At 73.8% G+C, this 14,548-nt stretch carries 11 protein-coding genes; 7 read left to right on the forward strand and 4 right to left on the reverse strand.

The window, feature by feature from the left end:
* Positions 1 to 262: 262 nt before the first annotated feature.
* From ACZ6AA_RS38310 to ACZ6AA_RS38325, 4 genes are all read left to right on the forward strand, one after another.
* The gene (locus ACZ6AA_RS38310) at positions 263 to 475 is read left to right on the forward strand and encodes a hypothetical protein (RefSeq protein WP_468483648.1); all 213 of its coding nucleotides are present in this window, start codon (positions 263 to 265) and stop codon (positions 473 to 475) included.
* The gene (locus ACZ6AA_RS38315) at positions 472 to 3,312 is read left to right on the forward strand and encodes a helix-turn-helix transcriptional regulator (protein WP_471463064.1); all 2,841 of its coding nucleotides are present in this window, start codon (positions 472 to 474) and stop codon (positions 3,310 to 3,312) included. The genes ACZ6AA_RS38310 and ACZ6AA_RS38315 overlap by 4 nt, the downstream gene beginning before the upstream one ends.
* Before the next feature lie 146 nt (positions 3,313 to 3,458).
* Positions 3,459 to 4,340 (forward strand): NAD-dependent epimerase/dehydratase family protein, encoded by an 882-nt coding sequence (locus ACZ6AA_RS38320; RefSeq protein ID WP_471463066.1) that lies wholly within the window; start codon positions 3,459 to 3,461, stop codon positions 4,338 to 4,340.
* 30 nt (positions 4,341 to 4,370) lie between these two features.
* On the forward strand, positions 4,371 to 5,210 hold the full coding sequence (locus tag ACZ6AA_RS38325) for an MBL fold metallo-hydrolase (protein ID WP_468483645.1): 840 nt from the start codon (positions 4,371 to 4,373) through the stop codon (positions 5,208 to 5,210).
* Positions 5,211 to 5,338: 128 nt separating this feature from the next.
* Here ACZ6AA_RS38325 and ACZ6AA_RS38330 read toward each other — a convergent pair whose 3' ends face one another.
* Complete coding sequence (locus tag ACZ6AA_RS38330) at positions 5,339 to 6,517, reverse strand: magnesium and cobalt transport protein CorA (RefSeq protein WP_468455026.1); 1,179 nt, start codon at positions 6,515 to 6,517, stop codon at positions 5,339 to 5,341.
* A 351-nt stretch (positions 6,518 to 6,868) separates the two neighbouring features.
* On the opposite strand from ACZ6AA_RS38330, the gene ACZ6AA_RS38335 reads away from it, so the two are divergent.
* A complete protein-coding gene (locus ACZ6AA_RS38335) occupies positions 6,869 to 7,993 on the forward strand; it encodes a winged helix DNA-binding domain-containing protein (RefSeq protein WP_471463068.1) in 1,125 nt (374 codons plus the stop codon).
* Positions 7,994 to 8,019: 26 nt separating this feature from the next.
* On the opposite strand, the gene ACZ6AA_RS38340 is transcribed toward ACZ6AA_RS38335, so the two are convergent.
* Both ACZ6AA_RS38340 and ACZ6AA_RS38345 read right to left on the reverse strand, forming a co-directional pair.
* Positions 8,020 to 8,673: a LysE family translocator gene (locus tag ACZ6AA_RS38340; RefSeq protein ID WP_468483643.1), complete on the reverse strand. Its 654-nt coding sequence runs from the start codon at positions 8,671 to 8,673 to the stop codon at positions 8,020 to 8,022.
* A 215-nt stretch (positions 8,674 to 8,888) separates the two neighbouring features.
* Positions 8,889 to 9,767, reverse strand: a complete 879-nt coding sequence (locus tag ACZ6AA_RS38345) for a helix-turn-helix transcriptional regulator (RefSeq protein ID WP_471463070.1) — start codon at positions 9,765 to 9,767, stop codon at positions 8,889 to 8,891.
* Between the two features lie 158 nt (positions 9,768 to 9,925).
* Here ACZ6AA_RS38345 and ACZ6AA_RS38350 point away from each other — a divergent pair, with 158 nt between their 5' ends.
* A complete protein-coding gene (locus ACZ6AA_RS38350) occupies positions 9,926 to 11,653 on the forward strand; it encodes an AMP-binding protein (RefSeq protein WP_471463072.1) in 1,728 nt (575 codons plus the stop codon).
* The gene (locus tag ACZ6AA_RS38355; protein ID WP_468454343.1) at positions 11,650 to 13,290 is read left to right on the forward strand and encodes an AMP-binding protein; all 1,641 of its coding nucleotides are present in this window, start codon (positions 11,650 to 11,652) and stop codon (positions 13,288 to 13,290) included. Before ACZ6AA_RS38350 ends, ACZ6AA_RS38355 begins: the two co-directional genes overlap by 4 nt.
* 76 nt (positions 13,291 to 13,366) lie before the next feature.
* On the opposite strand, the gene ACZ6AA_RS38360 is transcribed toward ACZ6AA_RS38355, so the two are convergent.
* Positions 13,367 to 14,233, reverse strand: coding sequence for a hypothetical protein (locus ACZ6AA_RS38360; protein WP_471463074.1), 867 nt, complete (start codon positions 14,231 to 14,233; stop codon positions 13,367 to 13,369).
* Between the last annotated feature and the right edge of the window lie 315 nt (positions 14,234 to 14,548).

A 14,548-nucleotide genomic window follows, 5' to 3' on the forward strand; every position in this document is an offset into this window, starting at 1 on the left:
GCGACGCCCGATTGCCCCGACTACCTCAACTACCCCGACTACCCCAACTACTCCGACGGACCGGGGAAGTTGCCCGTCGCCCACCCCGCGCGAGGTCGTCAGAGCCCGTCCCTCCGCTTGAAGACGCCCACGTCAGCGAGCCCTCCAGCCGCCCCTGGGAGGGAGATGCCCGATCTTGGCGATACCCCCGCCCATGGAGATCATGGAGCCGCGAGCACCGGTCGCGAGGTGGTCGGTGCGGTGCATGACAGGGGGAAATCGCATGCTCAGAAGGCTCGGTACCGACCGGGACCCATCTCCACCGGCCGAACGGCGGGGGGCGCTGGGCGAGCTGCCCGCCGCCGTGGTGGGGGCGGGGCGGTGCGTCGCCGTCACGGGGGAGGCGGGCATCGGGAAGCCGCGCCTGCTCGCTGAGGCCGCCCTGCGCGGCGCCGGGACCGTGCTCGACGAAGCGGACCGGGCGGGCGTCAGATGACCGACACGGTCCGGGCGGGCGCCGTCGACCGGGGTCGCGCCGACCTCAGCGGCCGGAACCACGAACGGGACGTCCTCGACGGGCTCTTGGCGGGAGCCCGGGAGGGCAGGGGCGGCGCCGTGGTGCTCCTCGGCGAGGCGGGGTCGGGCAAGACGGCCCTGCTCGACCGGTGCGCCTCGGCGGCAGGCGGAGCCCGGCTGCTGCGGTGCACGGGTGTCCAGTCGGAGGCGGCACTGCCGTACGCCGGTCTGCATGTGCTCCTGCGGGGCGCCCTGGACCGGGCCGGGAGCCTGCCGGAGCGTCAGTCGCGGGCGCTGCGCGGGGCGGTCGCCCTGGACGACGCGCCCGCGGGGGACCGTTTCCTGGTCGGGGCCGCGACGCTCGGCCTGCTCGACGAGCTGTCCGAGGAACGCCCGGTCGTGGTCCTGGTCGACGACGCGCAGTGGCTGGACCTGGAGACCGTGGACGCGCTGCTGTTCGCCGCCCGCCGGCTCGGCATGGGGCGGGTGGCCATGGTGTTCGCCGCGCATGAGGACTCGGTGGTCCTCGATGCCGCGCCGGGCCTGCCGGTGCTGCGTCTCGGGCCGTTGACCGACGCGGAGGGCGCGGCACTCCTCGTCGACGCGGCGCCCGATCTGCAGGCCGACGTGAGCAGCCGGATCCTCGGGCTCGCGCAGGGCAATCCGCTCGCCCTGGTGGAGCTGGCGGGGGCACTGACGGCGGCCCAGCGGGACGGGAGCGAGCCGCTGGACGCGCGGGAGATCGCCGTGCTTCCGGCCTCGTGGCGGGTGCGGCGGATCTTCGACGAGCGGATACGGGCGCTGCCCACGCCGACCCGTCTGCTCCTGACCGTCGCCGCCGCGGACGACACCGGTGACGTGGCGCTCGTGGTGGCGGCGGGAGAACGGGTGGGCGCGGCCGCCGGGGACCTCGCTCCCGCCGAGGCGGCGGACCTGGTCAGGGTGTCCGGGCGCCGCCTCGCGTTCCGGCATCCGCTGGCGCGGGCCGCCGCCTACCAGGGAGCGGTCCTCGTCGAGCGGGCGGCCGCGCACCGGGCGCTCGCCGAAGCGGCGCAGGGCGCCGGGGACATGGGCCGCCGGGCCTGGCATCTGGCCGCCGCGACCGTCGGCTACGACGAGGAGGTCGCCGCCGAACTGGAGCGCAGCGCCGAACTGTTCCGCTCGCAGGGCGGCCGGGCGGCGGTCGCCGCCGCCTACCGGCGGGCCGCACGGCTCACCGAGGACAGGGAAGCCCGGTCGCTGCGCCTTGCCGCCGCATCGGCCGCCGCGGCCGAGGCCGGACAGGTGGAGCTCGCGGGGACGCTCGCCGACGAGGTGGGTCCGGTGATCGGCCCGCCGACGCTCGCTAGGCTCGCCAGCGTCCGGGCGGCGCTCGAACACGGGCAGGGCCGCGCGGAGTCGGCGCGGCTGCTGCTCGTCGACGCGGCGTCCGAGGTGACGGCGCACCGTCACGCCACGGGGGCGTGGCTGCTGTTCGAAGCGGCCGCCATGGCCTGGGACGCGCCGGACCCGGTCGCGGCGGCCCGGGACACCCGGGTGCGGACGGCCGGTCTGGACTTCGGCGAGGATCCCGTGCACCGGGGCGCGGTCGGGGTGCTCGACACGCTGGAGGGCGATCTGGTGGGCGGGGCCGCGGCGGTACGGGAGTTCGCCGGGTACGTCGTAGGGACCAGGCACGAGCGCGGCCTGGCCGATCAGGTGCGACTGCACGGCTGGGACATGCTGCTCGGCGAGTACCGCACCGTGCACGACGAGGCCGTCGCCCTGGAGCGGGAGTGCCGTGCGGAGGGTGCCGTCGGGGTGTTGCCGAGGGTGCTGCTGCGCCTTGCGCGGCTGCGGCTCTTCCTGGGGCGGCACCGGGACGCGTACACGACGGCGGTGGAGGGTCTGGAGATCGCCTGTGACACCGGTCAGCGCCATCTGGCCACGATGCTCAGCGGTGTTCTGGCGGTGCTCGCCGCGCTCCAAGGGCAGGAGCCGAGTGGCACTCAGGAGCCGGTAGGTGGCGGCGGGCCGGACGGTGGGGACCGGCCGGGCGGCGGGCGGGTGTCCGCCGGGCGCACGGGGCGGGACCCGTACCCCGGTGTCGTGCCGATCCCGATCTGGCTGACCAGGGCTCAGGGCCTGCTCGACCTCGGGCTCGGCCGCTACGACCGGGCGCTGCGACGTTTCGCCGACCTGACCGGCGGCCCGCAGCGGCATCTCATGGTCTCCGTGCACAGCCTGCCCGACCAGGTGGAGGCCGCCGTCCGGATCGACCGGGCCGCCGACGCCGGGCGGGCCGCCGAGTGGTTCGCGCGCTGGGCCGGGGCCTCCGGGACCGCGTGGGCGGAGGCGGTGGAGCTGCGCTGCCGCGCCCTGCTCGCCGCCGACGACGCGAAGGCGGAGGAGCTCTACGGGCGGGCGCTCGCCACCCACGAGGGGGACGGCCGCCCGTTCGAGGAGGCGCGCACCCGGCTGCTGTACGGGGAGTGGCTGCGCCGGGCGAAGCGCAGGGCCGCCGCCAGGGAGGAGCTGACCACGGCGCTCGCGTCGTTCGAGCGGATGCCGGCGGCCGCGTGGGCGGAACGGGCCCGCACGGAGCTGCGGGCCGCCGGTGCCACCCCGGCCACACCGCCGGCGGGCGCGGATCTCGTGGGTCGGCTGACCGCCCAGGAGCTGCGGGTGGTCCGGCTCGCGGCGACGGGCCTGAGCAATCGGGACATCGGCGCGCGCCTGTTCCTCAGCCCGCGCACGGTCGGCTACCACCTGTCCAACGCCTACCGGAAGCTCGGTGTGACCTCACGGGCCGCACTCGGAGCGCTGGACCTGGGCTGACGCCCACGGACCCCCTCACCCCCGTCCCGTACGAACTCCGGTAAGGCACCCCGGTCATTCGACGGATCCGCAGGTCCGGGCGCGGTTCCTACTGTCTTCCCGGTCAAGCTGTCTTCCCGTTCGAGAACGTCCACCCGGGAGAGTTCATGAAGGTTCTGGTACTCGGTGCCACCGGATACATCGGCTCCGCGATGGTGTCGCGACTGACGCAGGAGGGCCACGACGTGGTGCCCCTGGTGAAGAACGCGGCCGCGCTGCGTCCGGACACGCCGGTGCGGGTCGGCGATCTGGCCGACCCGTCGTCGCTGCGCGCGGCGGTGACGGACGACGTGGACGCGGTGGTGAACCTGGCCACGCCGACCGGCGACGAGGCGGTGGACACCGCCGCCCTGGAGGCACTGGTCGCGCCACTGCGCGGCACGGGCCGCGCGTACGTCTACACCAGCGGCGTGTGGGTGCTCGGCGCCACCGGGGACGTTCCGCTGGCCGAGGACGCCCGCACCGACCCGATCGCGATCGTCGGCTACCGGCCGCGGATCGAGCAGCGGGTGCTTGCCACCGCCGGGGACGACGTGCGGGCCGTGGTGATACGCCCGGGCATCGCGTACGGCCGGGGCGGCGGCATTCCCGCCCTGATGACCGGCTGGGCCCGGGAGCACGGCGCGGGCCGCTACGTGGGGCCGGTCACGACCCGCTGGCCGATGGTCCACGTCGACGACCTCGCCGAGCTGTACGCCCTCGCGCTGACCAAGGCGCACGCCGGCGACCTCCTGCACGGCGTGGCATGGGAGTCCGTCCCGGCGGCCGCGCTCGCGGCGGCCGCCGACGTCGCCGCGGGCGGCACCGGCCGGGCCGAGCCGTGGCCGCTCGCCGAGGCCGCGGAGGCGCTCGGGGAGCCGTTCGCCGAGGCGCTCGCGCTCGACCAGGTGGTGTCGGGTCGGCGCGCCGTCGAGGAACTGGGCTGGCGCCCGAGCCGCCCGTACGTCCTCACCGAACTGACCGAACCGACCGTCCCCTCCCCGAACTGACCGTCCTCCCCGAACCGACCGGAGACAGCTGTGAGTGACACCTCTGCCCCCACCCCCGCACCCGCCCTCACACCCCCGATCTGCCGCACGTGCGGCACCCAGTACGCCGCCGCCCGTCCGGACTGTCCGGTCTGTCTGGACGAGCGGCAGTACGTGGGCCGGGGCGGCCAGCAGTGGACGACGCTGGCCGGAATGCGCGAGGAGGGCCACAGCGGACTCTTCGAGGAGCAGGGGCCCGACGTGCTCGGCATCGGCGTCACCCCGCAGTTCGCCATCGGCCAGCGGGCCCTGCTGCTTCGTACCGCCGCAGGGAACGTGCTGTGGGACTGCGTGCCGTACCTCGACGACACGATGGTGCGGGCCGTCGAGGAACTCGGCGGCATCGACCACATCGCGATCAGCCACCCGCACTTCTACTCCTCGATGGTGGAGTGGGCGCACGCCTTCGACGCGCCGGTCCACCTGCACGAAGCCGACCGGCAGTGGGTGGGCCGGCCGGACCCGGCCGTGCGGTTCTGGAGCGGTGGCACGCTCCGGCTCACCGACGAGGTGACCCTGATCAACCCGGGCGTGCACTTCCCTGGCAGCGCGGTCCTGCACTGGAGCGCGGGTGACGGAGCGCTGTTCACGGGCGACGTGGTCAACGTCTGCCCGGACAACCGCTGGGTGACCCTCATGTACAGCTACGCCAACCACATCCCGGAGCGCCCGCACGCGGTCCGCGCGGCGGCGGACCTGCTCGCCGGCTACCGCTTCGAGCGGATCTACGGCGCCTGGTGGCACCGGGTCGTCACCTCGGACGGCAACGAGGTCCTTGCCCGCTCCGTCGAACGCTACCTTCGCTTCGAACAGGCGGCGGTCCCGGAATGACGGCCCTGGACCGGGGAGTTCGGCAGAGCCCTGAGGCATTCAGGCAGCAGGGCAGGCCCTCACGCAGGCCCTAGGGCGTAGATGCGAGAGCGAATCGCAGGACGGTGCCCACGAGTGATCGCTTGCCCTCAGAGCCAGTCCCGTCGCTTGAAGATGAAGTACAGGCTCACGCAGACCACCGCCATCAGCAGGATCGCGAAGGGGTAGCCGAAGGCCCAGTTCAGCTCCGGCATGGCGTCGAAGTTCATGCCGTAGATCGTGCCGACGAGGGTGGGGGCGAAGAGGATGGCGGCCCAGGAGGAGATTTTTTTGATCTCCTCGTTCTGTTCGAAGCCTGCCTCGGCCAGGGCCCGCATCTCCGCGTTCTGTTGCTGTGTGACCAGCGTGGTGTTGACGGTGAGGATGTCGGCGAGGGCCTGGCGGAAGCCGTCCACGCGTTCGCTGGTGTGGGTGACGTGGTCGGCCACGTCGCGGAGGTAGCGCTGGAGTTCCTCGTCCGTGCCGTACTTCGCGAAGCCCGCCATCAGGGCGTGCAGCATGCTCACCAGGGGGCGCGTCGCGCGCTGGAACTCGACGACCTCGCGGGAGAGTTCGTAGATGCGGCGGGAGACCGTCGGGTCGCCGCCGAACACCTCCGTCTCGATCTCGTCGATGTCGTTCTGGACGCCGGACACGACGGGGGCGTAGCCGTCGACGACCGCGTCCAGGATCGCGTACAGGACCGCCTCCGGGCCCAGGCGCAGCAGTTCCGGGGTCTTCTCCATGCGGCGGCGTACCGCCGACAGGTCGGGGGCCGCGCCGTGCCTGACCGTGATCACGAAGTCCGCGCCCACGAACACGTGCAGCTCGCCGAAGTCGACCTCCTCGGGGGCGTCCAGGTAGCGGGCCGCCCGCAGCACGACGAACAGCGTCTCGCCGTACCGCTCCAGCTTCGGGCGCTGGTGCGCCTCCATCGCGTCCTCGACCGCCAGCTCGTGCAAGTCGAACTCGGCCGCCAGCGACAGGAGTTCCTGCTCCGTCGGGCGGGCCAGGCCGATCCACGCCATGCCGTCGGGCTGGGCGCGCAGCTCGCGGAACGTGTCGGCGAGCGAGCCGGGGGAGGAGACGCGCACGCCGTCGCGGTACAGCGCCGCCTCCACGACGCTCGGGTCGGCCGGCGCCGTCGGTGCGGGGTCCCGTTCCGGGTGGTGGTTCGACGCGTCGGCAGGTGGCGGCGTGCCCTGCGCGGACTGGGAGGACGCCCGCCGCCACGCGTGCTTGCGCGGCTGCTGCGGGCGGTGAGGTCGTCGCTCCGGAGTCACCGGCAGCCCTTCCCGTGGTCGTCCGACTTCGGCCCGGCACGTGTGGATTCTGTCCCGGACATGCCCGGAGCAGGATATATGCGGCAGATGGCGTGGGTGTGACAGCCGTCGGTAGGGGGATGGTGGGTAGGGGGTCGTGGGTGGTGGTGGGGGCGGTGGGCGTCACGGGCGCGGCCGGAGTCGGTGCGTGGCGGTGGCGGGCAACAGGTGGCAGGTGGCGGACGGCGGGCGGTAGGCGGCAGGTGGCGGACGATAGGTGGCAGGCGGCACTCGTACCGCGCCCGCGGCGTGAGCAGTCGCGTTCGGCGCGCCCCTTGCGGACCGTATCTGTCCGCAAGCCCCGCTAGCGTGCGGAGCATGACGAAGACCCCGGCCGCCGCCCCCGTCCTCACCCGCCAGGCCCTCAACCGTGCCACCCTCGCCCGCCAGCTCCTCCTGGAGCGGGCCCCGATGGCCGCGGGCGCGGCCCTCGCCCACCTCGTCGGGCTGCAGGCGCAGAACGTGAAGCCGCCGTACTACGCGCTCGCCGCGCGCCTCGCGGAGTTCGACCCGATGGAGCTGTCGGGGCTCATGGCGGAGCGCGCCGCGGTCCGTGCCGTCACCATGCGGTCCACCGTGCACACCCTCACCGCCGACGACCTCCTCACCCTGCGGCCGCTCACCCAGGCCGCCATCGACCGTGAGCTGCGGATGTTCCGGGGCGGTCTGACCGGCGTGGACCTGGACCGGCTCGCCGCCCTCACCCGGGCGTACGTCGAGGAGGAGCCCCGCACCCTCGCCCAGATCCGCGCCGAACTCCTTCGCCACTGGCCGGACGCCGACCCGCAGTCCCTCGGCATCGCCGCCCGCGCCCGCCTTCCCCTCATCCAGGTGACCCCGCGCGGCCTGTGGCGCCGCAGCGGGCAGGTCGCCCTCACCACCGCCGAGCACTGGCTCGGCCGCCCCCTCGCCGAGGACCCCGCGCCCGACGACACCGTCCTGCGCTACCTCGCCGCCTTCGGGCCCGCCTCCGTCAAGGACATGCAGACCTGGGCCGGTCTGACCCGGCTCCGCGACGCCTTCGAGCGGCTGCGGCCCGGGCTCCGCACCTTCCGCGACGAGCACGGCGTCGAGCTGTTCGACCTGCCCGACGCGCCCCGCCCCGACCCCGAGACCCCGGCCCCGCCCCGCTTCCTGCCCGAGTTCGACAACCTCCTGCTGTCCCATGCCGACCGCACCCGTGTCGTGGCGCTCGCCCACAAGGACCGCACCTGGACCGGCAACCAGGCCCACTGCACCTTCCTGGTGGACGGGTATCTCGCCGGGCTCTGGCGCCTGGAGGAGGCCAAGGACGGCGCCGTGCGGCTCACCGTCGAGCCGTTCGGGAAGCTCACCAAGGCCCAGCGCGGGGAGGTCGCGGCGGAGGCGGAGCTGACGGCACGGCTCCTCGCGGGCGACGCCCCTTCGTACGACATCGGGTTCGGGGCCGTCGTCCAGAAGTGAGTGAGCGGGGGGAGGGAGAGGCTGTCTCAGTCCGCTCTGCCCGTCAGGGCCACCGTCACCCCGAGCCCGATCATCGTGCAGCCACCCGCCCCGCCGATCATCGCCAGCCTGCGGTCCGACCGCGCGAACCAGGTGCGTGCCGCCGACGCAGTCAGGCCCCACAGGGTGTCCGTGACCAGGCCGATGCCGATCGGGACCAGGCCGAGCAGCAGCATCTGCACGGGGACGTGGCCCGCCGCGTGGTCGACGAACTGCGGCAGCACCGCCGCCGCGAACACGATGCCCTTCGGGTTGGTCAGACCGACGAGGAGGCCGTCGAGGACGGTGCGGACGTCGCCGCGCGCGGGCCGCCCGCCCGCGCCCGCCGCGCCGATCGCCGCCGCCTTCATCGCCTTGCGGTGCCGGAACGCCTGCACGCCGAGGAACACCAGGTACGCCGCGCCCGCGAGCTTCACCGCCAGGAACACCGCGGCCGAGCGCTCCAGGACCGAGCCCAGGCCGAAGGAGACCGCCACGATCATGAGGTACGAGCCCGCGACATTGCCGAGGACCGTCGCCAAGGCGGTGCGACGGCCGTGCGCCAGGGCGCGGCCCACCACGAACAGGACGCTCGGCCCCGGGATCACGATCACCAGCGCCGACATCGCGGCGAAGGCCAGGAACCTGTCGGTGGACACCATGCGGGCCTCATCCCCCTGCTCTGCGCCTGCCGGCGCGCGGGTGCCCTGTGGTCGTCCGCGTCGGGCGGCCCGCGGCGGACCGTGCCGGTCCTGCACGGTCGTGTACGCGTCATTGAACCCCGCGTCGCCGGGATCCGGCAGCGGAATCGGCACAGAGGGCGCCGATCCGCCAGGGGCCGCACGGTCCGCACGGCCCGCACGGTCCCCTGCGGCCACTACGGCAGCACCCCCGCCCGCCGCGCCGCCACCACCGCCTCCCACCGCGTGTGCGTGCCGAGCTTCCGCATCGCCGACCGCAGATAGCCCTTGACCGTCTCGGGGCGCAGGCCGAGGCGTTCGGCGGCCGCCGCGTTGGTGACGCCTCCGGCCACGCAGGCCAGCACGTCCAGTTCGCGCGGGGCGAGCCGGACGCCGGGGCCGGGGTCCGGCCCGGGGGAGTCGGCGGCCGCGTCCGTCAGCGTCCCGCACACCGCGAGGAGTTCCGCCCGCAGCGCGGGATCACCGATGCGTGCGGCCAGCGCGCGCAGCGCCCCGTGCGCCTCCCGCACGCGCTCCCAGGCCGCGTCCCCGGAGCCGTACCCCCGCCCGGGCATCTCCGCGACCGCCTCCCGGGCCGCCGCCAGCATCGCGGCCGCCTCGTCCCGTACGACGAGGGCCTGTTCGAGGTCCCGGGCCGCCGCCACGGCCGCCGCGAGCGCCCGGTCGCCGAGGGGCTGCGCGGTGCGCAGGGCGCCGTACAGCAGGCCGCGCACCCGGCGGCGTACCACCAGCGGCACCGCGAGCACCGCCCGCAGGCCCTCCAGCGCGACGGCGGTGTCGTACTCGTGGCTGATCTGCCGGGACGCGCTGTAGTCCGCGACGGCGCAGGGGCGGGCCAGGGCGACCGCCTTGCCGCCCAGGCCGGTGCCCACGTGGATCGCGAGGCCGTTCAGGGAGTGCGTGGCGGTGCCGCTGAGTTCGGCGATCCGTACCCGCGCGGCGCCGTCCGCGCCGGTCACGAGGCCGCCGAAGGCCACAGGAAGTCCCGTCCCGCGACGCAGCCGCAGCAGCGCGGCCCGTACGTCCGCCGCCTCGCCGTCGTCCGCAGCACCCACGCGCCCGCTCCCTCAGCTTTCGGCCCCGTGCCCCTGATGTCCGCCGCCCTCGCGGGACACCACCCCCGTTCGGGGGTAGTGAGACCTGCATCACGAATTACACGATGGTACGGACGAGCGGCGGTAAGCGGAATGCGAGCGGAATGCGAGGGGTGCGGATGACGGCGACCGGAGCGGGTGGCGGCACGGAGGAGTTCCGTGCGGCGCGGGACTTCCTCCTGCGTCACCGGGAGGACTACCGGGCCGCGTACGAGGGTTTCGTCTGGCCCCGGCCCGCGCACTTCAACTGGGCGCTCGACTGGTTCGACGTCATCGCCGACGGCAACGACCGCACGGCGCTGCACATCGTCGAGGAGGACGGCGAGGAGGCCCGCCTCTCGTTCGCGGAGCTGGCGCGGCGCTCCGCTCGGGCCGCCAACTGGCTGCGCGGGCTCGGCGTCCGCGCCGGGGACCGCATCGTCGTGATGCTGGGCAACCAGGCCGAGCTGTGGGAGGTCGCGCTCGCCGCGATGAAGCTGCGGGCCGTGGTGATCCCGGCGACGCCGCTGCTCGGCGCCGCCGACCTGCGCGACCGCATCGAGCGCGGCCGGGCCCGGCACGTGGTGGTGCGGGGCGAGGACGTCGCGAAGTTCGCGGACGTGCCGGGGGAGTACACCCGGATCGTGGTCGGCACCCAGGACGGCCGGGAAGCCACAGCGGTGGCCGCGTTCACCGAGAGTCCCGACGGCTGGATCCCCTACGACGGCGTCGACACCGCCCCCGCCGACTTCACCCCCGACGGCGTCACCCGCGCCGACGACCCCCTGATGCTGTACTTCACCTCGGGCACCACCGCCCGGCCCAAGCTCGTCGAGCACACCCATGTGTCGTACCCCGTGGGCCACTTGGCGACGATGTACTGGATCGGCCTCAAGCCCGGCGACGTGCATCTGAACATCTCCTCGCCCGGCTGGGCCAAGCACGCCTGGTCGAACCTCTTCGCACCGTGGAACGCGGAGGCGACCGTCTTCATCCACAACTACACGCGCTTCGACGCGGGCCGTCTCATGCGGGAGATGGACCGGGCGGGAGTCACCAGCTTCTGCGCGCCGCCCACCGTGTGGCGGATGCTCATCCAGGCCGACCTCACCCAGCTGCGGACGCCGCCGCGCGAGGTCGTCGCCGCGGGGGAGCCGCTGAACCCCGAGGTCATCGAGCAGGTGCGGCGCGACTGGGGCGTGACCATCCGGGACGGCTTCGGGCAGACCGAGACGGCCGTGCAGGTCGCCAACACCCCCGGCCAGGAGCTGCGCCCCGGCTCGATGGGACGCCCCACGCCCGGCTTCGCCGTCGAACTGCTCGACCCGGTCACCGGGGCGCCGGGCGCCACCGAGGGCGAGATCGCACTCGACCTGTCGGCGCGCCCGGTCGGCCTGATGACGGGCTACCACGGCGACCCGGAGCGCACCGCCGAGGCCATGGCGGACGGCTACTACCGCACCGGCGACATCGGCGCGCGGAGCGCCGACGGATACCTCACCTACGTCGGCCGGAGCGACGACGTCTTCAAGGCGTCCGACTACAAGATCTCCCCGTTCGAGCTGGAGAGCGCGCTCCTGGAGCACGAGGCGGTGGCCGAGGCGGCGGTCGTGCCCGCCCCGGATCCGGTACGTCTGGCCGTGCCGAAGGCGTATGTGGTGCTCGCCGAGGGCTATCAACCGGGCCCGGACACGGCCAAGTTGCTGTTCGAGCACTCCCGGTCGGTGCTCGCGCCCTACAAGCGGGTGCGCCGCCTGGAGTTCGGCGCGCTGCCCAAGACCGTGTCGGGCAAGATCCGCCGCATCGAGCTGCGGGAGGCGACGGCCAAGGGGTCCGGCGCCGAGTACCGCGAGGAGGACTTCCGGTGAGCGCGACGGTGAACGCCACGGGCGAGGGCGGCGCCGCGGCGCTTTCGTACGCGCACGGCACCAGCAAGACCCCCCTCCTCGGCGACACCATCGGGCAGAACCTCGCCCGTGCCGTCGCCGCCTGGCCCGACCGCGACGCGCTCGTCGACGTCGCGGCGGGCGCCCGCTGGACGTACGCCGAATTCGGCGCTGCCGTAGAGGAGTTGGCGCTCGGTCTGATCGGCTCCGGGGTGGGCAAGGGCGACCGGGTCGGCATCTGGGCGGTCAGCTGCGCCGAGTGGGTGCTCGTGCAGTACGCCACGGCGCGCGTCGGCGCGATCATGGTGACCATCAACCCGGCGTACCGCGCGCACGAACTCGCCTACGTCCTCAAGCAGTCGGGCGTCTCGCTGCTCGTCGCCACCCGTGAGCACAAGGCCAGCGACTACCGGGCGATGGTCGAGGAGGTCCGGGGCGAGTGTCCGGACCTGCGGGCCGCGCACTACATCGCCGACCCGTCGTGGGACGCGCTCCTGGCCGCGGGTCGGTCCGTCGACCCGGTCGAACTCGCCGCGCGCGAGGCCGAGTTGAGCTGCGACGACCCGGTCAACATCCAATACACGTCCGGCACCACGGGCTTCCCGAAGGGGGCCACGCTCTCCCACCACAACATCCTCAACAACGGATACTGGGTGGGGCGCACCATCGGCTACGGCGAACAGGACCGGGTGTGCCTGCCCGTGCCCTTCTACCACTGCTTCGGCATGGTCATGGGCAACCTCGGCGCCACCTCGCACGGCGCCTGCGTCGTGATCCCGGCGCCGTCGTTCGACCCCGTGGCGACCCTGCACGCCGTCGAGCGCGAGCGCTGCACGTCGCTGTACGGCGTGCCGACGATGTTCATCGCCGAGCTCAACCTCGCCGACTTCGCCACCTACGACCTGTCGTCGCTGCGCACCGGCATCATGGCCGGGTCGCCGTGCCCCGTCGAGGTCATGAAGCGGGTCGTCGCCGAGATGCACATGGCGGAGGTCTCCATCTGCTACGGCATGACCGAGACCTCGCCCGTCTCCCTCCAGACCCGCATGGACGACGACCTGGAGCGCCGCACCGGCACGGTGGGCCGGGTGCTGCCGCACATCGAGGTGAAGGTCGTCGACCCGGTGAGCGGGGTGACGCTGCCGCGCGGGGAGTCCGGCGAGCTGTGCACACGCGGATACAGCGTCATGCTCGGCTACTGGCAGGAGCCGGAGCGCACCGCCGAGGTCATCGACTCCGGGCGCTGGATGCACACGGGTGACCTCGCGGTGATGCGCGAGGACGGCTACGTCCAGATCGTCGGGCGCATCAAGGACATGATCATCCGGGGTGGCGAGAACATCTACCCGCGCGAGATCGAGGAGTTCCTGTACGCCCACCCGAAGATCGCGGACGTACAGGTGGTCGGCGTGCCGGACGAGCGGTACGGAGAGGTGCCGCTGGCCTGCGTCATCCTGCGCGACCCCGAGGAGACACTGACGCTGGAGGAACTGCACGGCTTCTGCGCGGGCAGGCTCGCCCACTACAAGGTCCCGGCGGGGCTGCGGATCCTGGAGAGCTTCCCGATGACGGTGTCGGGGAAGGTGCGGAAGGTGGAGCTGCGGGAGCGGTTCGGCTGAGCTGGTGTGCGGCGCGGGCGTCCTGGTGCGGGTGCCGGGTGCATGCGGGGTGCCGGGTGCGCCCCGGTCCGCGAGGTCAGGCGCCCGTCGCCGCCAGTTCGTCCGCCGCGCCGTTCAAGGGCTCCGGCGTGCCCGACAGGTCGATGCGGAACAGCGCCACGGCCAGTTCGTCGGCGCGGTCGCGGGCCGCGGGCGTGAAGTCGCACAGCGCGAAGCACACGCACGTCGCCGAGTACGCCATGGCGGTGAGCCAGGCGCACTCGACGTCCCGCAGCGATGTCTCCCGCACGGCGGGCTCGACCTGCGCGAGCACACCGAGTGCCGCGAGCCGCGTGCCCGACGGCGGGCGCTCCTCGTCGGGTCCTGCCTCGCGCACGTCCTCGTAGCCGAGCCAGCGCAGATACAGCGCCGCCGTGGTCACCGCGTCCCCGGCGCTGCGGACGGGCAGGGGGCGGAAGGCGGGCCGGGGTGTGGGCGCGGTCCGCGGCAGCGGGATGTGGGAGGGGGTGAGGGAGGGGTGGCCGCCCGCCTCGGGCTGCGCGGGGTCGCCGCCGCTGTGCGTCGCGGGCTCCTCGCCACTGTTCGGCGCGGGCTCGTCGCCTGGCTCGTCGCCACTGTTCGCTGAGGGTCCGCTCGCCGCGCCCCCGGCCGCCCCGGCGCCCTCGTCCGCCCCGTCTTCCTCGTGCGACGCCACCGCCACCCGCAGCACCGTCCCGCACGCGCACCCCAGCTCCGGCCGCGGCCAGTCCGCCGTGCGCCCGCAGGCCGCGCACCGCACCGTCACCCAGGCGTCCGCGCCGGTCCGATGGGTGAGCGGGACGGCCGGGCCGTGCCGGACGGGGGGTACGACGGGTTTGCCGCAGACGCAGGGGAACGCCGGGGGAGCGTAGGCCTGTTCATGGCGGCACACCGGACACCGCACCAGAACGCCGTCCTTCGCCATGGCCCTCACCGCCGCCCGTCCGCTCCGCCGCCCGTCCGCCGCCGAAGCTCCCCATCGTACGGAGCTCATCGTCGTACGGAAGGCGACCGCGCCGATACGCCATTTTGAGCTGGAGGCGTGCCCCCGCCTGCCCCGCGTACCCCGGAATCCCTTGACGGCCCTGACGCACCCCCTTACATTGCTTCCATATAGCAGAACATAATTTCCGCAATGTGGAAGTAGCCGGAAGGCGGGCCACGGCGCGGAAGCAGCACCGGAAGGCACGGCTCATCGCGGGGCGCGACGGTGGCCGTGGCTTCGTCAGCCGAAGCAGGA

It is taken from the genome of Streptomyces sp. NPDC040610 (genome assembly GCF_055594065.1).